Annotated in this window: 14 protein-coding genes; 4 read left to right on the top strand and 10 right to left on the bottom strand. The window is 44.2% G+C overall.

From position 1 onward, the window contains the following. Positions 1–98: 98 nt before the first annotated feature. Positions 99–1,019 carry an NAD(P)/FAD-dependent oxidoreductase gene (locus MKY44_RS12140; protein ID WP_341009838.1) on the bottom strand — a complete coding sequence of 307 codons (921 nt, stop codon included), beginning with the start codon at positions 1,017–1,019 and terminating at the stop codon, positions 99–101. Positions 1,020–1,482: 463 nt separating this feature from the next. Here MKY44_RS12140 and cyoE point away from each other — a divergent pair, with 463 nt between their 5' ends. Beyond that, complete coding sequence (gene cyoE / locus MKY44_RS12135) at positions 1,483–2,412, top strand: heme o synthase (protein ID WP_036608378.1); 930 nt, start codon at positions 1,483–1,485, stop codon at positions 2,410–2,412. A gap of 107 nt (positions 2,413–2,519) precedes the next feature. On the opposite strand, the gene MKY44_RS12130 is transcribed toward cyoE, so the two are convergent. The 3 genes from MKY44_RS12130 to MKY44_RS12120 all read right to left on the bottom strand — a co-directional run bounded on the left by MKY44_RS12130 (position 2,520) and on the right by MKY44_RS12120 (position 7,870). Continuing rightward, positions 2,520–4,289: an ABC transporter ATP-binding protein gene (locus tag MKY44_RS12130; RefSeq protein WP_341007238.1), complete on the bottom strand. Its 1,770-nt coding sequence runs from the start codon at positions 4,287–4,289 to the stop codon at positions 2,520–2,522. Then, positions 4,286–6,031: an ABC transporter ATP-binding protein gene (locus tag MKY44_RS12125; protein ID WP_341007236.1), complete on the bottom strand. Its 1,746-nt coding sequence runs from the start codon at positions 6,029–6,031 to the stop codon at positions 4,286–4,288. Before MKY44_RS12125 ends, MKY44_RS12130 begins: the two co-directional genes overlap by 4 nt. Positions 6,032–6,634: 603 nt before the next feature. After that, positions 6,635–7,870 carry an MDR family MFS transporter gene (locus MKY44_RS12120; RefSeq protein WP_341007234.1) on the bottom strand — a complete coding sequence of 412 codons (1,236 nt, stop codon included), beginning with the start codon at positions 7,868–7,870 and terminating at the stop codon, positions 6,635–6,637. A gap of 329 nt (positions 7,871–8,199) precedes the next feature. On the opposite strand from MKY44_RS12120, the gene MKY44_RS12115 reads away from it, so the two are divergent. Further along, positions 8,200–9,966 (top strand): ABC transporter substrate-binding protein, encoded by a 1,767-nt coding sequence (locus tag MKY44_RS12115; protein WP_341007232.1) that lies wholly within the window; start codon positions 8,200–8,202, stop codon positions 9,964–9,966. Positions 9,967–10,101: 135 nt separating this feature from the next. Here the strand turns inward: MKY44_RS12115 and MKY44_RS12110 are convergent, their stop codons facing one another. From MKY44_RS12110 to MKY44_RS12090, 5 genes are all read right to left on the bottom strand, one after another. After that, a complete protein-coding gene (locus MKY44_RS12110) occupies positions 10,102–12,729 on the bottom strand; it encodes a PAS domain S-box protein (RefSeq protein ID WP_341007230.1) in 2,628 nt (875 codons plus the stop codon). A gap of 268 nt (positions 12,730–12,997) precedes the next feature. Beyond that, positions 12,998–15,379 (bottom strand): polyprenyl synthetase family protein, encoded by a 2,382-nt coding sequence (locus MKY44_RS12105; RefSeq protein ID WP_341007228.1) that lies wholly within the window; start codon positions 15,377–15,379, stop codon positions 12,998–13,000. A gap of 187 nt (positions 15,380–15,566) precedes the next feature. After that, a complete protein-coding gene (locus tag MKY44_RS12100; RefSeq protein ID WP_341007227.1) occupies positions 15,567–16,364 on the bottom strand; it encodes a sulfite exporter TauE/SafE family protein in 798 nt (265 codons plus the stop codon). Between the two features lie 488 nt (positions 16,365–16,852). Further along, positions 16,853–17,608 carry an SDR family NAD(P)-dependent oxidoreductase gene (locus tag MKY44_RS12095; protein WP_047842788.1) on the bottom strand — a complete coding sequence of 252 codons (756 nt, stop codon included), beginning with the start codon at positions 17,606–17,608 and terminating at the stop codon, positions 16,853–16,855. A gap of 325 nt (positions 17,609–17,933) precedes the next feature. Beyond that, positions 17,934–18,410, bottom strand: a complete 477-nt coding sequence (locus MKY44_RS12090) for a DUF6376 family protein (RefSeq protein WP_341007226.1) — start codon at positions 18,408–18,410, stop codon at positions 17,934–17,936. A gap of 135 nt (positions 18,411–18,545) precedes the next feature. Here MKY44_RS12090 and MKY44_RS12085 point away from each other — a divergent pair, with 135 nt between their 5' ends. Then, entirely contained in the window at positions 18,546–19,514 is a 969-nt protein-coding gene (locus MKY44_RS12085; RefSeq protein ID WP_341007224.1) for a bile acid:sodium symporter family protein, read from the top strand. 120 nt (positions 19,515–19,634) lie between these two features. On the opposite strand, the gene MKY44_RS12080 is transcribed toward MKY44_RS12085, so the two are convergent. After that, on the bottom strand, positions 19,635–20,486 hold the full coding sequence (locus MKY44_RS12080) for an aldo/keto reductase (RefSeq protein WP_341007222.1): 852 nt from the start codon (positions 20,484–20,486) through the stop codon (positions 19,635–19,637). Between the two features lie 172 nt (positions 20,487–20,658). On the opposite strand from MKY44_RS12080, the gene MKY44_RS12075 reads away from it, so the two are divergent. After that, positions 20,659–21,177 carry a MerR family transcriptional regulator gene (locus MKY44_RS12075; protein WP_341007221.1) on the top strand — a complete coding sequence of 173 codons (519 nt, stop codon included), beginning with the start codon at positions 20,659–20,661 and terminating at the stop codon, positions 21,175–21,177. Positions 21,178–21,420 lie beyond the last annotated feature (243 nt).

Raw genomic sequence — 21,420 nt, 5'->3', positions numbered from 1 at the left:
CGTTTAAGTTGAAATAACAACAAATAGAGGATTGCATATGCAATCCCCTACTGTATGAACCAATGACGTTATGAGTCTATGACGTTTTTTAATGTATTCTAACGGTGACTTGGCTCATCCCACTTCTCGAAATTCAATTCATTATTAATGCTTACAGCAGACAATGCCCCCAGAGACGCAGCCGTGATTGCCTGATACATCTCGGATGCTGCATCACCAGCACTGTATACACCCGCTACAGATGTTTTGCCGGAAGCATCAACGATAACCGTCCCCGACTCTGTAATTTCACAACCGATGGCCTTTGGCAGTTCTGATCCGGTAAACAGTTTCGGTTGGAAGAAAACTCCTGTGCATGGAATCGCTGTACCGTCATTTAATACAACTTGCTGTACCATCCCTTCTTCAGAGTTAATGGATTGAATCGGTGCATCGAATACAGTAACATGATGCTGCTTCAGTTCTTCACGCTGCTCATCGGTTAAGGAATCTGATCCATTCGTACAGATCGTATAACGTTCTGTCCAGCCGGATATGACTTTTGCCATATGTAATGCCTTATCTCCACTAACGATGATGACTAGCGCTTGGTCTCTTAACTCCCATCCATCACAATATGGACACACAAACGCACTTTTACCGTAAACTTCTGTTAATCCGTTAATATCCAAGGGAAGGTCTTTCTTGCCTACCGCAAACAAAATCTTTTTCGTGCGATAACTTGCCCCCTGAGTAGTCTTAACTACAAAATCACCATCGCTACCTGTTATCGCAGTTGCCGTATCGGATGCAAATTGAACTGAGGGATACGCTGCAATCTGTTCTTTGGCAGCTTTCCGGAATTCACGTGGACTTGCCCCATCTCTTGTCACAAACCCATGTGTCTCCCTTGTAACCCAGTTACGCGGTGTCTCATCATCAATGACCACAACGTTCTTGCGGGCCCTGCCAAGTACTAGGGCTGCATTAAGCCCCGCTGGTCCTCCACCAATAATAAGTACATCCAAAAGTTGATTCATATTACTCACATTATACACCTTTTCCAGACATTTAATATCTCTAATTAAACTTTAAAAATAACCTCCGCTTTCTCTTAAGAAAGTAATATCGGAGAATTACAGGAACACATTTTAAACAAGACTATTAAAGATATCTTATGTCTACAATAAACAAAACCTAACCATTTTGCAACATATATCTTTAACCACTTTCTTCAATCCAGCCTGTGTGAGTTGAATAAAAAATTATTTACACTTACACTACAATGACAGAACAAACTTTAAATCACTGTTATACCCGGATTATTGATTTCTCTCCTGTAACACAGAAATAATTATTTAACAATTAAAAACAACCTTGTTTTTAAATTGTTCACAATCAAATGACATTATTTTAAATACTAAAACGTTAATTAAATCACATAGTGTATTGAATGGTATAATAGCGACATAATATATAAGTATAGATATAGGAAGTGAGTTCTTGAAAACATTGAATAATGGTTCACAGACCAATATCAGCCTGGAGTATAGCTCGATTCCGAAAGTATTCTTCGATACGATCAAAATCGGAATCATCAAGTCCAACCTGATCGCCATGTTTGCGGGTTTAAGTTTGGCTTTATATGTATTTGATGCTTCAATCTTAGCTAATATTGTACCAATCATCCTGTCCTTTATTGGGTCTTCTCTCATTATTGGAGCTGCAGGGGTGTTTAACAACTTGTATGATCGTGATATTGATGCGATCATGGAACGTACGAAGAAACGTCCTACCGTTACGGGACGCGTAGATACCAAGTCGGGTCTAATTCTCGGTATTGCAATCACCATCATCGGGGGCATCATGTTGTACATCGCTTCCCCATCCGCTGCTGTATTTGGTATTTTGGGTCTGTTGCTTTACGTGTTCCCTTACACGATGTGGACCAAACGTACAACGATCTACAACACGGAAGTGGGAAGTCTTTCGGGTGCTGTGCCTCCACTCATCGGTTGGGCAGCCATTTCACCGGAACTGGGTCATTTCGAGATCTGGGCATTGGTCGTTACGATGCTCTTATGGCAAATGCCTCACTTCTACGGGATTGCGATTCGTCGTTTTGACGAATACAAAGCTGCTGGTGTTCCCATGCTACCCGTTGTTAAAGGCATCAGACGGACATACATTCAGACAAATGTGTACCTGGTACTGTTACTGATCTCCAGCTTTTTATTCTGGCCGATGAGTCCATTTGTCGCTATAGTGGCATTCCTGGTTAGCTTGGCCTGGCTCATTCTTAGTGTGGCTACCTTTGATAAGAAAGAAACAGAGAAATGGTCCAAACGGATGTTTATCTTCTCCATTAACCATATCACTATTATCTTCCTGGTCATCATTGCGTATTCCTTGATTGCTCAGATGATGAGATAAAAATATTCCATCTTTCCACTCATTATACGATAAAAAGCCTTACAGATTGTACTCTTTCAAGGAGTCGTCTGTAAGGCTTTTTTATTATCTTTTCTAAATTTTAAAAGCTATCCGACTTTGGCGGGGGTTTGTTCCCCTTGCCACAGCAACTGCATCTCTTCATTGGTGGCAAGCAATTCGGCCAAACTTCCCTCGGCTTCAATGCGTCCATCTTTCATCACGATAATGTGATCTGCTTTGGAAAGTGCAGCCCTGCGGTGAGAAACTGCGATGCAGGTGACATCCGGCTCTTGGAACAGCCCTTCCCATACTTGTTGTTCTGTCTCCACATCCAGTGCACTGGACAGGTCATCAAAGATAAACAGGTCCGCCTCCGTCATTAACATGCGTCCTGTGGCCGCGCGCTGAATCTGCCCGCCTGACAGCATCACCCCTCTTGGACCAACCGGGGTCTCAAGCCCCTGATCCAGATGTTTGATATCCTTCTCCATCACAGCCAGACGAATGGCTTTTTCAAGGACTTGCTCGGTGTTACCCTGTTTGCCCTGGACGATATTTTCTTTCAACGTATCACTGAACAATCTTGGCACTTGAGGGGTATACGCGGCTCTAGGCGGCATCAGGAATGTGGCTGGATCAACAGCCGCTCCATTCCAGTGAATGTCCCCTTTTTGTTTGGGTAACAGTCCAAGAAGTGTTCGTACAAGTGTTGATTTACCTGATCCGATCCGTCCCGTAATCACAAGAAATTGTCCACGTTTCAGACGGAAACTGATCTCTTCTATGCCATTTGAAGAATTCGGATATTGATAAGTCAGCTTATTCACCTCAAGAGATTGCAACTTCTCCTTAGGGTCCCTCTGTTCACTTACAAGCTCCGGCGGATCTTCATACAGATAGATTTCCCTCGAATCCATGATCTGGTCTTCTTCCCCTGGGCGGAATAGCTTACGCATACGATCATAGGATACCTTGAGCCTTTTGTGCTGAAACACCATATAACCAAACAGTGAAATGCTAAATCCGATATTGGCGAGATAACTGGTGAATAAGGCAAAATCACCTACGGTAAAATTCCCTGCTTTCATCTCAGCTGCACACATCAGTAGAATCAATCCGGTACAGATACTTAGCACATGCTGATTCATCGATCTCATCCACTGCTTGAACAGATTGTCTCGAAGTGCAGCCTGGCGACGATCTTCATTCAACTGGTTGAAACGTGAAGAGACATTCTCTTCAGCCTGACCCAGTTTCAGAGCTTGCACTGCTCCAAACGTTTCCGCAATAAAACTGGTAATTCGCCCAGTCGATTCGCGATTAACCTGTGCATATTTCCGAGCCCGATTTCCGGACAGATTGTTAAGTAAGGTCACAACTACCAATGGCAGCACCGCAACCAACGTGATCTGCCAATTAATGTTCGCCATAATGACGATGGACACAACAGCAAATACAAGTCGTCCCCAGAAGTCCACCCATGATTCTACATACTCGACGACTTCATCGACATCATCCCGAAAGCGACTCATCGCCTCCCCTGGTGAAGCCGGAAGATTACGCCCAGGCCAGCGCATGATTGCTGCGAGCATGTTGGTTCGCAAAATCGCCTGAACATGATACAGATACGTAACCCATGCATAGAAGGCTACAAAAAATGTGCCCACCCGTGCCATTCGGACCAAAGCAATAAAGATTAGCGGCACAGCAAGCCACATGTAGTCGTTTGAACCTGCTGTTGTGCGATCAAAAAACCATTGCATTCCAATACCAATGGCTAGCGGTAAGGAGTGAAATATACACCATAACAATCCGTTGATTATAAATAGCAAAGGCCTGAATCGAAACAAACGGCCTATAAATCCTGCTACAGTCATGCCAATTCCTCCTCTCGGCCTGTAATCAGCAGTCTGGCATAGTGAGATGCAGGGTTACTGGCAAGTTCTTCTCTCGCTCCAAATTCCAGTACCTTCCCATCACCGAGCACCATAATCCGGTCCACTTTCTCCAGCGTAGCCAGTCGGTGAGCAATGATGACTCCTGTGGATTGTTTCATTAACTGGTCAATTGCTGATTGCAGCATACCTTCGGTCGCAGCATCCAGACGTGACGACGGCTCATCCAGAATAACCAGACTCGGTTCGGTCAGGAATACGCGAGTTAAGGCAAACAACTGTGCTTCCCCTGCCGACAATGAAGCTCCACCTGCAGCCAGATACGTATCAAGTCCTTCTGGTTGTGAATTAATCCATTGGCTAAGTCCAAGGCGATCCGTCGTCTCCTTGATCATCTGATCGGATACATCCCCATTGAACAGGGTCAGATTGTCACGCAGCGTGCCATCAAACAACTGCACATCCTGTGTCACCATTCCCACCCGGCGATAGAGCGCTTGTAATGAAAGCTTTGTGATATCCGTTCCACCTACACGGATCGTGCCCCGATCCAGATTGTAAAGCCGGAGAAGAACACGACTAAGACTTGATTTACCGCTACCTGTGCGACCAATGATCCCCAGACGTTCACCAGGTTTAATGGCAAAAGTAATGTCCTGCAATACCGGTTTATCCTGGTTATAACTGAAATGCACCTGACTGAATTCCAGACCAAGAGGTCCTTCCGGCAATTGCTCCTCTGTGCCCTCTTCAATCACACTTTGCATGGACAACAGCTCTCTGGAGCGCAGCATGCCTGATTTTGCTTTTTGGAACTCCTGCACCTGATCTCCCAGCATTTCAATTGGATCATTCAGCATCTGCGTATATTGGTAGATCAGAAATAATGTTCCGATACTAATTAGACCTTCCATATAATAATGCACACCCAGCAAAAGCACCGCAGTGACCGCCAGAGCGAACAGAACTACTGTGGTATTCCACGGAATAACCCGTAGCAGCCAGGCTTTTCTCCCCTTACGGAATACCGTGCGCATCGTGCGGTAAAAGCGGTTCATCACATAGGGCACATGACCATTTGCTTGCACATCTTCAATCCCGGCAATGCGTTCTTCAATTAATCCGAACAGAGAGGCACTTGCCGCCCGTTCATTTTTGGAAGAGTCCACGCCCAGATTTCGGATGAAGACCATGAACAGGATCGATAATAATGTGAACACGGTCATGACCAAAGCAATGGGTACATTAACACTGAACATGAATCCGAGAATTCCGGCCAGGAGCACAAAACTCCCAATCACTTGCACAATGAACATCGCGAAAAAATTGGAAATGCTCGTTACGTCACCATCCACACGTTCAATCATCTCACCAGGTGTTTTCTCATTATGAAAACGCATATCGAGACGCAGACAGTGCTTCAGCAGATCTCCGCGCAGTTGATTCGTGGCCCGCCAGGCCACATCATTCCCCAAATAACTGACCGCTACCGTGATGAGTTGATTAGACACGGCGACAACCAGAAATATTCCTGCAAGCTGAACAAGATTGGTGAGGACTCCCCCACTCGCTGCTGTATCAATAAATCGTTTGATAATCTGTGGATTCAAAAGCTGAAGCCCCGTTGATGTGAGCAACATGATTAAAAGTAAGGCCAGTCGTCCTTTAACGGGTTTCAGATAACGCAGCAGCCATGACATGGAGCGTTTCTCTGTTTTGGGCACAGGTCCCACCTCTTTATCGGTTTATTTAATTGTTCTTGCCTATTCATATTTGTTGATGATCTTAACGACAGCAAATTTGCGATCACTAGGATGAGTCATACATAATGACATTAAAATCGGGATTTCCCGCCCATAATTGATATGTAGAACATAAGTTGACCATTGTACATTCTCCTTTTTAACAAGTTAGTTTTTTATAAAATAACGCTCCAAACACTCCTTTCCATGTGAACAAATTGGGTGGAATGCATGCAAAAAAGCCATAGATGAACTAATGTTCATCTACAGCTTGTAGCCAAAAGAGATCGAATGAAATGCAAAGCATTTCCCGTATCTCCTCTGCATCGCAATAATGATGAGCGTCCACGACAGGAGTGCACAAACATGACTGTCCCAACGCGATCATTGCAGAAAAATAGGATTAATGTCACTATGCTCATGCGTATTCAGTTATCGATTCGAAATCTGTATAGGCATAAACATAATCATCATCCCACCCGTTTCACATATTTGTTGTTTATTGTATTCGTTGGATCAACATCCGTCAAGATAATTTTAACTGAATTGTTATTTAATTCATGCCATTAAACTTTTCAATTCTCGCTACATACTTAATGATGTAGGCTTTGTTTGCTTCTCTCTAACTACAAGACGTCGATGTGCGATCAGAAGAAAAGGTACTCCCAGGGCAGTCGTCAGTGCAATCGGCACAAAAACAGCTAGCCCATTCTCCGCTCCAAATTGACTTAACAACACCCCTCCCATGACAGGAGCAATGACACTACCGATATTATTGAAGCCGATGGTCCCGAAATACGTCCCTTTCCATTCCGGCTTTGCAATCCGGTCAATGAGCATATCCATCATGGTGAACAACAACACTTCCCCAATGGTAAATAGTATGACACTCATCATCATCATGAGTACACCTTCAGCGATTCCAACCATCATCAGACTGGTTGCAACCAGCAGGTTACCCACAATCAGAGGAACAAGCGGTGGAAAGCTTCGGAAGGTTCTCACAAGAGGATACTGAATAATCAGTACCGTCACGGCATTCAGGGACAGCATGTACGAGAACATCTGACTTCCATTCTCAAAGATCGGGCTTCTCGCCAAGTACTGTGCCAACGTAGAACTAAAGTGCCCGTAACCCAGAACACAGAATGTGGTACCGATTAATACCGGCAGAAATACCCGGTCGCGACCAGTGGTCATGAGTGCTTCACGCAAACGTGGTGCGGTTGCCTGATGACGCTCTGGCAGATTGGCATGCTGTAGCTTGAATTGCAGAAATAATACAAGTCCATAGGCTATGTATACCAAGCCGGAAATCACAAACGGAAACGTCGATTCAGATGATCCCAGCTGAAATCCGATAATTGGCCCAAATACCACACCGAGATTAATCGCAGCATATCTAAGGTTGAACACCAGCAATTTGTTCTCCGGAGAAGTAATATCCGATAACAGCGCTCTGGAAGTGGGTTCAAATACTGCGCGGCATAATCCGTTTAACGTATTGGCAACAAAGAACACCCATAGATGCTCTGCTGCTGAAAAGATGAAAAACACACCTGCCCAGCTAAATACCGAGATTAACATCACGATTTTGCGACCGATCCGGTCCGAAATATAACCTCCATAAAAGCTGACCATAACACCTGCCAGCGAGCTAACGGCCACAGTAATACCGGTCTCGGTCGGTGTAGCATCTAACACACGTGTCAGATAGATGGATAGAAACGGGATACTCATTGACGTCACAAGACGTCCAAACATGGTTCCGATAATAATCGTCCATGCCAAGGGGTGAATTTGCCTTAAATATTGCTTCATGCGAACTTCTCCTATTCTTTCTAAGTGCTTCAATGCGGGATGATTTAACAGCCTCTTCTAATGAGTGTTCAAAAAGTCCGGTTTTCAGTACCGAGAAGATGGGATGAAGCTAGAAATGGAGTAGCGGAGCGTAGGGAAAACTACGTGAGCAACGGACATTTCGGCTGAATTTCATATTCGATGCTGATGATGCCTTTTAGGCATCTTTCATAATCAAAAGCGGACTTTTTGAACTACCTCTTCTAATGTATAATTGTAAGGATAAAAGGGGGAAGTAAAAGTGTAAACATATGATCACACTTTTCACCTTTAATAGAGGAGTCATGACCATGGATACTCTGCATACACACTTTATAAGGCTCGCCGGGGCCGAACAGCTTTCATTCAAGCTCCATGAACCTGTAGCGGTAACCATCGATAGCCTGTCCGCTGCCCTGTGCTGCACCCCTCGTAATGTGAAATTCATTCTCAGAAAATTGGAAGAACTGGGCTTCATCCATTGGCAACCGGGACGTGGTCGTGGACATCATTCGAAGCTAACGATGCTACGTAGCATGAATGAAGCGTTGGAAGCGAGTTTTACCGAACTTTTAGGTAAAGGCAAAATGAAAGACGCCATTGAACTCATCGGAACCGTCCAGATGGATGATACATTGCGAGAACAGCTCATGCTCTCCCTTCATCAACAGATGGGATTTCACGGCCACGATGAAACTGCCTCTGGTCAGGATATCCTGCGCATCATGAGGTCACGCCAGTTAGGTGGTTTGGACCCAGCCTTTGTTTATACTGCATTTGAAACCTACCTATTAAGCCAGGTCTGTAATACATTGATCACTTATGATGCCAAGACAGAATCATTCCTGCCAGCACTGGCGCACATGTGGGAATGCAGCGAGGACCATCGCTTATGGACCTTCTATCTCCGGAAAGGTGTACGTTTCCACAACGGACGTATCATGACGTCCCGGGATGTGCAAGCGACGTTGCAACGATTGATTGATGTGCATAGTCCGTCCATCTGGTTATATCGGGATATCGAACGTGCTGAAGTAGCTGGCGATTACTGCATCAAGTTTTTTCTACATCGTCCTAATCGGTTCTTCTTGCATCTGTTCAGTTGTATTCGGATGACGATCCTGCCCTACGATTACAATGTAGCCAATACCTTAATTGGTACCGGTCCTTTTCAGATCTCTGAGCTGAATGAAGATGTGCTGGAGCTTACCGCTTTTGATGCGTACTACGGCATCCGGCCACATCTGGATCAAGTCCACTTCTGGTTTGTGCCTGACCTGAGTCCGAATGATCGCTATTATGAGCTACCGGGTACAGATCGATTGAGTCTCACAACAGGCTGTGATCAGACCAACAGTATCAATTATCCGGCGCTGGGTTGTCAGTATATGCTGTTCAATTTTCACAAGGAAGGCATCCATCATCATCCCCTATTTCGACAAGCCCTGCGTATCGTCTATGATTCGGTCGCACTTGTCCGAGATCTCGGTGGGAATCGGATCACACCGGCCAGCAGCTTTCTGCCTTGGAGAAGTGCAGCCCAAGACTGGACCGCTACCTCTCTTGAACATGCTCGTGAATTACTGCATAACTGTGGGTACCAGGGTGAGACGGTAACATTATCGTATAAGCATAATAAGGATGCAGACGTTGCGGAGTGGTTCCAGTGTCGGGCAACGTCCATCGGTCTGAACATCAGCATGCAGGCCGTTGTGGATTATTTCAACTCAGAGGAAACCACGAACGCACAATTGATCCTCGCTGAAGAGATACTGGAGGAAGATTGGCAATACGGCATGATTCATTTTTTCAAAAACCTGTCCAACCACTTTCATATGTGTATGTCTCCTGCATTCCAGTCTCTACTGGATGACAAACTGGATCATTTCGCTAAGCTTCATCGGGCAGAACGTACTGCGCTCCTGGATGAAGCTGAAGCCTTGCTACGTGATCACTGCTGGATCTTGCATGGCTGTCACATGAACAAGCAGGCTGAACTGGATCAGAGCATCTTCGGTATGCAGACAGCGGAATTCGGATATATGGACATCTCGAAATTATGGATCAAAAATCCTTAGGGATTTGTGCACAGTCGCATCTGCGGCATACAGGAGTGGACCAAATCATGGAACAGCAAAAAAGCCGGTAGCCTATTGACGATAAGCTAGCGGCTCTATTGCCGATCCATTTTTAGTGCAATCAGAGATTAATATTTAGAGATTATTTTTGATGTAATAGCTCTCCAATGCTTGCATAATGGACTCGATTTTTATCGGTTTGCTGACATACGCATCCATGCCTGCCTTCAAGCAGTTTTCCATGTCTCCTCTTACCGCATTTGCAGTTACTGCAATAATGAATGGACAACTCTCGGGGTGCAAAGCATTTTTAATCGCTTTTGTCGCTTCGAATCCATTAAGCCTTGGCATATGCACATCCATGAAAACAATATCATATGAATTATGTTTGACCGCCTCGACTGCCTCAACACCGTCCGCCACATGATCCACGAAGTGCCCTTTTTTCTCAACGATTCTGCTAAGGACGAGCTGATTCACTTCATTGTCTTCTGCGATTAATATTCGTAAAGCTGATGTTCTGCTCTTCTTCTGCTGTTGATCTAACCTGTTGCTCTCTTCACCGTTATTTAATATAAATTGGGCGGTAAATATAAATATTGTACCTGGTTCATCCGATTCCTCGATCCAGATCTTTCCGTGCATAAGCTCCACCAATTTCTTGCTAATGGCAAGGCCAAGACCGGTACCTTGAGGTTTGCGGGTCATAAAATTGTCCAGTTGGTAGAAAGGTTCAAATAATTGTTGTTTCCTCTCAGCCGGAATGCCAATACCCGAATCTTTTACCTGAAAATAAAGCTGCACGTTATTGCCGCACTGCTCCTTAACTCCCACTTTAACTTCCACGCCACCTTCTGAAGTGAATTTGACTGCGTTGCCGATGATATTGGTAAGTACCTGTTTAAGACGATAAGCATCACCATACACCGGAGTTGGAATAGCATCTTCTACGCACATGCGAACATCCAGCTTTTTTTCACGAGCCAGTGGTTTTACGATTTGCACCGTCTCGGTCACGATTTCTACGAGATCAAAAGGATCTTCTACCAGATCGGTTTTGCCTGACTCGATTTTGGAAAAATCAAGAATATCATTAATGATGGCCAACAAGGAGTCTCCACTCTTCTGGATAATTTCGATATATTCCTTTTGTTCCCCGCTAAGTCCAGGAGTATCCAGAAGCAAATCCGTCATTCCAATGACACCGTTCATAGGTGTGCGAATTTCATGGCTCATCATCGCCAAAAATTCACTTTTGGCCTTGTTCATTCTCTCAGCTGTCTCTTTGGCTACAAGCAGTTTTTTCTGCTCCGTAATATCCTTCGCAATCAGGTAAAACCCGACATTGGATTTATTAATAATGATTGGAGCAAGCGTAGCCAAGACTTCTGTCTCAAATCCATCTGTGTGCCGAACAGCGTTGATCTCCTTTTCAGCCATCTCATAATTACTGCCCAGAATCAGACCCAGATTACCGGCTCCGATAAATCTGCTAATGCTTGTGCCGATCATTTCAGCCACGGGACAGCCCGTCATTTTCACCGCTACTGGATTCGCATTCATAATGTTACCATCCATGTTAAATGAGATAATGGCGTCATGATTGTATTTCTTAAGCGAAGTGTATCGCTCCACAGATTCCTGTAATTTAAATTCGATGCGTTTGCGTTCCGTGATATCCTGTAGCGTTCCGTTTAGCTGGACTGGCTGACGATGCTCATCAAGCGTAATCAATCCACGCAGGTGAAGATACTTCTCATTTCCATCAGAGCTGATGTGTTTGTATTCAAAATCAAGCGGTTCACCCTGTTTTACCCTTGTAATATGTTTTTGTAAAGAGGTTATTTCTTCAGCATCCATAATATCAAAAACATCACTTATACGATATGGTTTGCTGGTGCGTTCAAGTTCAAAAATCTCAAAGATCTGATCTGAAAATGTAATGTGGTCTTTGACCATATCCCATTCCCAACTACCAATTAAGGCAATACGTTCAGCCTCAGCACTGATATCCTTTTGTTTTTTTCGCTCTGATACATCTCGTCCAATTGAAAGAATCTGCTGTCCATGCTCAGCATCACCAAAGACCTTGTATGTGGTTTCAAACCACAGATAATGCCCATCTTTATGACGGACCCTAGTATTCAACAGATTACCTTTGGTCCAGTCCATCTGTGAAATCCGTTCCAGATCTTGTGGGTGGAAATATGCATCATTATTTTGACCAATTACTTCTTCTGGCGAATAACCCAGTAAACCTTGAACTGAGGGTGAGCAGAATCGACAAACACCCTCCTGATCGGCAATATAGATGATCTCCTGAGCATGATCCGTAATAAGTTTGAACATCTCTTCAGTATGCAGAAGCTTTTGTTCAGACATTTTACGGTCAGTAATATCAACAATGTGGCAAATAAAGTAAATAGGTTCATCCGTAATTTCGCTACGAACTAATGAAACATTCAATGAGGTCCATAAGATGTCACCATTTTTATTGATGTAACGCTTTTCGTATTGATTTTCTTTTGAGTTCCCTTCAAGTAGCTCGTAACTACAGATCACATCTTGTGGTGAATCCTCCGGATGCGTAATATCCTGGTAACTGAGATCCATTAATTCATCACTTGTATAACCTAGCATGCAGCAAAAAGCAGGGTTCACTTTCATCCATTGTCCTGTTGGAGCAACGAGTGCAATTCCAATAGGTGCTTGGTTATAGATCTGCTCGAACAATTCATGATGATCGACCTTTTGAACCTGCATTGTAAGCTCTCCTTTTGGTATATATACTTTAGATAAAGATTGTCGAAATATAAATTTGGCCTAATTTAATTTACTTCATAACAATTAATCCGTTTTAAAACACAATACCTGCTTAATACCCAGAAATTTAGCCGTTGAAACAAATCTTTTTAAGAGATTTGTGTCTTTAAAACCAAACAAGGCCCGGAATCCATCCACATGGAATCCCGAACTTTGTCATTATATATCATTATAAGTCATATGTTGCAAGGAATTGCGAGAAAATGGTTCAGCGCTCCCGCCCTACGAGATAATCCAATAAATGTCTTAAGAAGGGAATAGGTTTCGGCATCTCGTTCAATGCATCTGTAGCAAGACAATAATGCTCCCACATCTCTTTTTTCGCGCCTTCATCACCAAGAATAGACACAAAGGTTGAATTGTTGTTCCGCTCATCCTGACCTGCAGGTTTCCCAAGAATGAGGTGATTTCCCTCGAAATCCAGCAAGTCGTCCTTGATCTGGAAGGCGATCCCCGCATGATAAGCGAACTTTTTCAGCGTAGCCATCTCCGGTTCCTTCACTTGGGCAAGTATCGCTGGCATAACCAGAGCAGCTTCGAAGGCAATGCCTGTTTTGTAAAAACAGATCATGTTCAACTGCTCCTGCGTCAATGCCTTGCCTTTGGAGTTCAGATCCATCGCCTGCCCCATACACATATCCTCTGCTTTTTCAGCCGAATACTGAATGAGTTTGAGCACGGTCGCCGCATCAAAACGATCCAATGAGGATTGCTCTCCAATCGCCTTCTGGATAAGAAATAGACCGGTAAGCTCTGCTGTGGCACTATTGTGCACATGGTGCAGCGTGGAACGTCCACGCCTTGTCGAAGCATTATCCTGCGTAGGCAGATCATCAAAGATCAGGGAAGCGGTATGCATGTACTCCAATGATCTTAACAGCGGAACAATGGATGATTCAGGTAGACCATACTCGCGCACACCCATAACCCAAGTTAATATGGGGCGTAGCCTCTTTCCGTCTCCCTGCAAACTATAATTGGCTGCATCGATTAGCGTTTCTTTCATCTCATGCAGTCCACCGGGCTTTGCAATCTGCAACTCCACATTAATCTGTTCGCGAACCGTTCGAATGGTCTGCTTGAACTCCTCTTTCTCCTGCTTGTCATTTTTCAATTGAAGCACAACCTGATCCCGTAACAATTTATCAAGGAAATCAACGTCATCCGCTTTTCGCACCATCTGTTGAACCAGTTGATTGAATTCAGGCTGCCCAGAGGCAATGATCGTCATCACTTCATCATATTTCTGCTGCCCCAACCGTTCTTTACAACGCTTCAGCCCGTTGATCGCGCGATCCAGTATGACCTCACGGGTCTTGGCATCCGAGTTGTAAACATCATGGATTAGATGAGAGATGACTGCCCAATACAATTCATATGGATTAATCAGATCAGGGCGCAAATCTCGATACTTCAAATAATACGTATACGGAGTTACTGCCCCTTCTTCCATATCGTCAAACATATCGGCAAAATCATCTGCCAACTGATTATATATCCCGTAATAGAACGTCCGTAGATCAAATCCTTCATCCTCCGGCGCACTGAGAACAGACCGGACGATTAATCGGGAAGAAGAAGATTTGATAATAATCGGAATGTACAATTCTTCATTGGTATAATTCGCATTGGCTAATTTCTTGTTGCGATCGATCTCCTGAGACTGAAAGAACACATAGGATTGCTCTAAAAACGTGCGCTGTTTCTCTGGATGCTGGTAGTTCTTGATGTACTCAAATGCTTCCCGAAGCTCGGAATGTACATATTCAATCACTTCAAGGTTGCTGCCTTTCCACTCCCCCAGATCAGGTACGACCCCGGTAAGAAGTGCATCGCGTATCATCAGGGAATATTGTTCTTTTTCTTGAACAGTCAAAGCCTGTGAATCCAGCAAGTCATCCACAAATGGATATGTCAAACCGTACGAATAACCAAGTCGAATCGCCGCATCAAATCTCCGGGCACGTTCTTCAGGTGGCGTCTGCTCATTCATCTCATCGTCCACATGAAGGACCACGCCGAGAATGATCTTGATGAGCTTCCGCTGTGCCTGCTCTGCATCCAGCTCCTTCGGGATGTTGGATGCTACATTCTTTAATTTGTTCATCACCCAGATGACAGCCGTTTCAATGTGCTCCTTCTGTCCCCACCGGTACAACGCAGCCAGACTGATATAATCAGGCTGTCCTTTGCGCCCAGTAGCAGAGCCCATAAAGTATTTTTTGGTATTCTGGACAACGTTCTGAATTCGGGCCTGCGTACCCGGTGAATCAAGGGCTTGCCCCAGATCCCGCATATAAATATAGGAGATACTCCGATCCAGGTAATCATCCAGCTTTCCTGTAGTATTCAGCCAGTGGATATATCTATGAACATCCCGGGGATCCGGTTTTCTTTTGCTAGGTGATAAAAGAGAAAGCCAGTTAAAACGATGAATATGTTTTTTTTGCCATACATGAATATCTTGGGTAAGTGCTGTTGTATACGTATTATCCATAAGTTGCTGCCTAAGAGAAGTGAAATACTGAGACGCTTTCTGTTCAGCTAGCCGATATCCTGCATCAGCCTGTTCTGTAAGTACGTTATTCATAGGGTGGATACCTCAACTTCTATTAATGTTAAACATGTATCCATGAAAGGAGATGAGGTGCTCCATGGACGAAAACTGAACTCATTTGATCGTGTATCCAACGCTTCAGCTCATGTTCATAACCTTTATACGGCGATCCAACCGTTTGGTTACGAAATCGTCATTGTTCATTTCCATATACGTGATTTTACAGAATGGAAGACCAGACTTTGACCGCTGTGATGGCGATAAGTACGATTAATGCATATCGAAGTACCCTCACATTGATCATCGAACTAACCCGTGAACCAAGGGATGCCCCCAGCAGACTGCCGATCACCGTATAGATGATGGGTTCCATCGGAATGTCTCCACCCGTAATTTTCCCTATAACGCCGCCGATTGCGGAGATAAATACAATCGCCAGTGAAGAAGCAATCGTTGTTCGTACGGGGATATTGAGAATCGTCAGCATGATGGGAATAAGGATAAAGGCACCACCCGCACCAACAATTCCAGACACAACTCCTACTGCAAAAGCAGTACCTGCGGCAATCCATCGGTTAAACACCAGTGGATCTGAGGTATCTAGCTTTCCCTTTCCGGAAATCAGCATAAGCACAATCGCTATAATTGCCAGAATGCCATAGATCAGATTAATAACCCTTCCGTCCAGATGACCGGATATGAACCCACCAATCAGACTGCCAGCAAGAATGCTGGAGCCCATGTACAGCACCAAACCGCGGTGAACGATCGCCCCACCACTTCTACCCGTTTTTACTTTTCTGCGGAATGCAATCACACCGGCAAGTGAAGCGAAAAACACTTGAAACATACTAATCGAAGATACCTGATGTGCTGAGAAGGGCTCCAGTCCCATCCAGGATGGAACATATAACAGCAGCGGATAATTGATAATGGCCCCACCAATACCCAACAAACCGGAGAAGAATGAACCGACCAGACCCAGTATAAACATGATGATAAAAAGCAGAAGATCCATCGGTTATGCGCTTCCTTTCGTGCAATATAAATCTCATCTCAATACCACTCAAAAGTGCTATACAAGGTGAATATAATCCGTTATAATGAAAACCAAGTAAATTAATCCGAAATGAGTGATTAAGCATGTTTAACGTGTTGAAGACTCTTTTTGAAAATAAATGTCCACAGTGCAACGAAAAATTACAAGTTCATAACGATGCGTTGTGCTCGACCAAAACCTGTTCTCAATGTCATTACAAAGAAGAGAGTTATGGCTCTCTCGGCGTTCGAATTGTCTATGACACACCACAAAATGATAAAAAGATACAACCTTGCTAATTGTATCACGATCTCTGAATTTTCGGGATGATTCGACAAACTTATTTCCATCTCACATGCTACGATTACTTTATAATGAAAATACAAAAACGGTGCAAAACGAATAAATCGTTCTGCACCGTTTTTTTCTGTTTTTTGAGATGAGTTGCCTTAATTATAAAAGGGTACTTATTTAGTTTTGAAGCTGAGGAATCCATCATCTACGGCTACGGTTGTACCATTAACTGCACTGGCTGCATCACTGAACAGGAATGTAACCACACTGGCTACTTTCTCAGGTTGAATAAGCTCTCCACGCATATGTTGAGTAGCAAGCGCATCCTTCATGGCTTGGTCATCACCCAGAATCGGTGTTTCGATAAAGCCAGGTGCTACACCAACTACACGAATTCCATGCTCAGCAAGTTCCAATGCACCGGATTTGGACATCATAACAACAGCAGCCTTGGCTGCGTTGTAGTTGAAGCTACCTACTGCAGCAACACTTCCATAGATCGAAGCTGTATTTACAATGGTACCCTGTACGTTCAATTCAACCATTTTTTTCGCGCCATAATACATACCGTAGTATACACTGTGCTGATCTACATCAATGACTCTGTGATAGGATTCCGGGTCCATCTCCAGAAATGGCTTCACAAGTCCAATGCCTGCGTTATTGAAAATACCGCTTAACGTACCATATTGCTCTACGGTCCAGTCGATCAGGGCTTTGATCTCGTCCCCTTTGGATACATCCACTTTGTACGCGCCCGCTGTTCCGCCTGCTGCTTCAATCTCTGCCGCAAGCTTCTTCGCTCCGTCTTCATTATAGTCAGCGACAACAATAGTCGCACCTTGATCCGAAAGTTGAAGTGCTGTTTCTTTACCAATACCACTGGCTCCACCTGTAATAATGATTACTTTTCCATTATGTTGGGTCATGATTCAGTTCTCCTTTGGCAAAATATATTTAGGTGTATTTCATAACTTATAGTAAGTAACTATATTTTATTAACTTATATACATATCATACGCCTCTGTCCCAACCTTGTCAAACCATAGATCATCTTCACATAAATATGAGATAAATGTCATATAGATCTTATATTTACATGATATAGTCTAGCTCCTGTGGTATTAAATATGCATCCGTTTTCGGAAAATAAAAAAAGCGAGCATAACGGTAATTCAATCATTCCGATATCTCGCCCTTCTCAAGTATTCGATTCCAAACTGGATTGTCTTAATGTGCTAAGAACAATTCGATTTATTCACCCTGAAGTCCGCTAAGCGGATCTTTCAAATTATTGATGTTGGTAATCAGTTCAGGAATGCCTGTCTTCTCCCAATTTTCTGCCGTAAAACCCTGCTCTGCAATTGTATTCTCGAAATTGCCCACAACTTCTGTTAATTGAGTATTGTAACTAACCAGATTCTCATGAATGCTCTCTCCTATTGCAGGAGCGGTCAGTTGAGAAAATTCACTTGCTTCTGCTTGGATCAGATCGATTTTCTCCTGAATCTGCGTTGTAATCTCCGGATTGTTTACCGCACCCGATGCAAGCTCTTGCAGATCAGCCCCGGCGGTTGAAACCTGTTCTATATAATCAGTAGCCCCACTCACATAATTTAAACTTTGATTAGCTTGTTCCACGACAGAACAGGCTGAAATCAGCAGAATACTTGATGCAATAAGGCCTGTCATCATTAATGTGTGCTTTCTTTTTCTTATAAACATGATCATCTCCCTTTCTCCTAATCTGAATCTTTGTTCCAAGTCCATGATACCTGTTCAGACTGCTTCATTGCAAATGGGTCTGCAACCAACGTTATTAAGATGTATAATAGTAAAATCACACGGTAAAGGGATGTCATGATTATGCTTCAAGCCTTGAACCAACGCTTGAACCGCATCATGCCACTGATTACCCCAATCAGCATTATTATTGGCGTGTTATGCGGGAGTTTTCTTTCTTCTTATACCTTTTTATCCCCTTGGCTTTTTGCGTTCATGACGTTCGCTGGAAGTATCAGTCTTGGGATACGGGATTTTGTGAACGTGCTGAAGAAGCCGTTCCCCCTGTTTGTATGTCTGTTTATTTTACATTTGGCGATGCCTTTAATTGCTCTCGGTATGGGTCATCTGGTTTTCCCTACAGATGCGTACACCATAACGGGCCTTGTTCTGGCAGCCGTGATTCCGACAGGAATAAGCAGCTTCATCTGGGTCAGTATCTATCGGGGCAATATCGCACTTACGCTTTCCATCATCCTGATTGATACCATGCTTGCTCCTTTCGTAGTGCCCGGGGTGTTATCCCTGTTAATCGGCACCAGTGTTACACTGGACACAGCAGCCATGATGAGCAGTCTGTTTTGGATGATTGTTGTACCATCCCTGCTCGGTATGCTTTTGAATGAGTGGACCAAAGGCGCCATTGTCCAGGTCTGGGGACCAAGGTTAAATCCGTTGTCCAAATTGTTCATGGCATCAGTCGTTGCAATTAACGGATCTGTCGTTGCACCCTACTTGGCCGATTTCAACTGGAAGTTGGCTGGTCTAGCGGTCATCATTATTTTCCTGGCATCATTCGGTTATGCATTAAGTTACTTCATCGCCCGATTGCTGGGCTGGAACGAGGCCGATCAGGTCGCTCTGGTGTTCAATGGAGGTATGCGTAATATCAGCGCAGGTGCAGTACTCGCTGTTTCGTATTTTCCGCCACCAGTTGCTGTCCCGGTTGTGCTTGGCATGGTATTCCAACAGATGCTCGCTTCCCTGACAGGTTATCTGCTCGGTCGTCGATCTCAGCTTCTGCAAAAGTCGGATAAGACATCCGCGGCCTAACAAAATATTGGAATGTTAAGAAACGCCGACAAAATTGTCGGCGTTTTGCATTGAGTTGTTATTGTTACTATTTTGCTATGATACTGCTACGTTTCGTAAACCTAGTAATCGGTTCCTGGCTTACAAATCCACTTTCATATTGCCCAGCATCTTGGCAACTTCAGGGTCGTCAATCTTCATGAATAGACTTTCCTTGGTATCCAGTGTAGAAATGGTTGCGATCTCTTCCGGACTCAGTACAAAATCGAAAATATCAAAGTTCTCGACAAGCCGCTCTTTGCGTACCGATTTGGGAATAACAACAACGTCCCGCTGCACAAGCCAGCGCAGTACAACCTGGGCGACGGATTTGTTATGTTTCTCGGCAATGGAAACCAAGACTTCGTTGCTGAACAAATTGTTGCGACCTTCGGCGAACGGGGACCATGACTGGTGCTGTATCCCCTGTTCTTTCATAAAAACAGCGCTGTCGACCTGCTGTTGAAACGGATGCGTTTCGATCTGATTGATGACAGGCACAACTTCGTTGTGGACGATGAGGTCCATCAGGCGGTCAGGTAGGAAGTTACTGACACCGATAGCCCTGATCTTGCCCTCACGGTATAGTTCTTCCATCGCACGCCATGCGCCGTAGTAATCACCAAACGGCATGTGAATGAGGTACATATCCAGATAATCGAGCTGAAGCTTACTTAACGATTTGGCAAACGCCCGCTTGGCACTTTCGTATCCTGCATCCTGAATCCAAAGCTTGGTCGTGATGAAAAGTTCTTCCCGCGCTATGCCACTGCGTTTAATTGCACGTCCAACCGCTTCTTCGTTTAGGTAACCTGCCGCGGTATCAATTAGGCGGTAACCGGCCTTCAGCGCCTCATATACCGTATTCTCACATTCATCAGCATCGGGAACCTGGTAGACACCAAAGCCAATAATCGGCATTTTCACTCCATTGTTCAAGGTTACAGTTTGCATATTCAATTCCTCCTATGGTTCAATTGTGAATCGCAAGTGGTCACGTATTCCTGAAATTCAGCAACGAAGCGAGGATTCCACTTCCGGCCGACTTGCGTTACAATAACCCTAGCTCCTTCGTCTTACACGAAGTCAAGCGGTCTCCAATATTTTTTTAGAAGGAGGAGTACATATGTATACTGTCCAGGATGCTGCCCAGCTTACGGGACTCACAGAGCACGCTGTTCGCTTTTACACGGATAAAGGCTTGGTTCCGAGCATTCAACGCAATAAAAATAATATTCGGGTGTTTGATGAAGAATCCATCAATTGGCTACATGGCGTCAAATGCCTCAAGCAGACAGGTTTACCGATTGAAAATATTAAAACATACGTCGATCTCTGCCTCGAAGGTGATTCAACCGTTTCGCAGCGATTCGCACTTATGATGGAGTATAAGGAAGCGGCGCTGATTCAGCTTGAAGAGGCCAAGAGCCGCGTAACCCATTTGGAAGAGAAAGCACGTCAATATGAGGCCATTTTGGAGCAGCGCATCCCGGATATGACCAACCCGGTCAATTGGGAAACCAAGCGTGACGAAGAAGGGAGTTGTCCTGCATCCCGTTTAAAAAGTCGCAGTCTTCCTGAATCTGAGGTTTCGGCTCAGTGCCCAGCAGCTGCTATGAAGCAGCAAACTAGCATAGTATCTTAAACTTCACATGGTATAGCTCACGTATGTTCTAAACATATAGGCTATTTCTTACATTATGTATATCTAAATGAGCCTAAGTAAAAACGCCGACAACATTGTCGGCGTTTTTCGCCACTACAACCCTCTGCTGGAATCTCTTTAATCTATTCCTGCCCATTTTCTGGTCCCTGTTCACAATACAAAAAAACCATCAACAAGTGATGGTTTTTCATGAAATATCCTGTTCAGAAATCTGCTGCTCAT

Source organism: Paenibacillus sp. FSL R7-0026 (assembly GCF_038004485.1).
In the GTDB taxonomy this organism is placed as follows: domain Bacteria; phylum Bacillota; class Bacilli; order Paenibacillales; family Paenibacillaceae; genus Paenibacillus; species Paenibacillus xylanexedens_A.
This window is presented reverse-complemented; position numbering and strand designations above follow the sequence as displayed.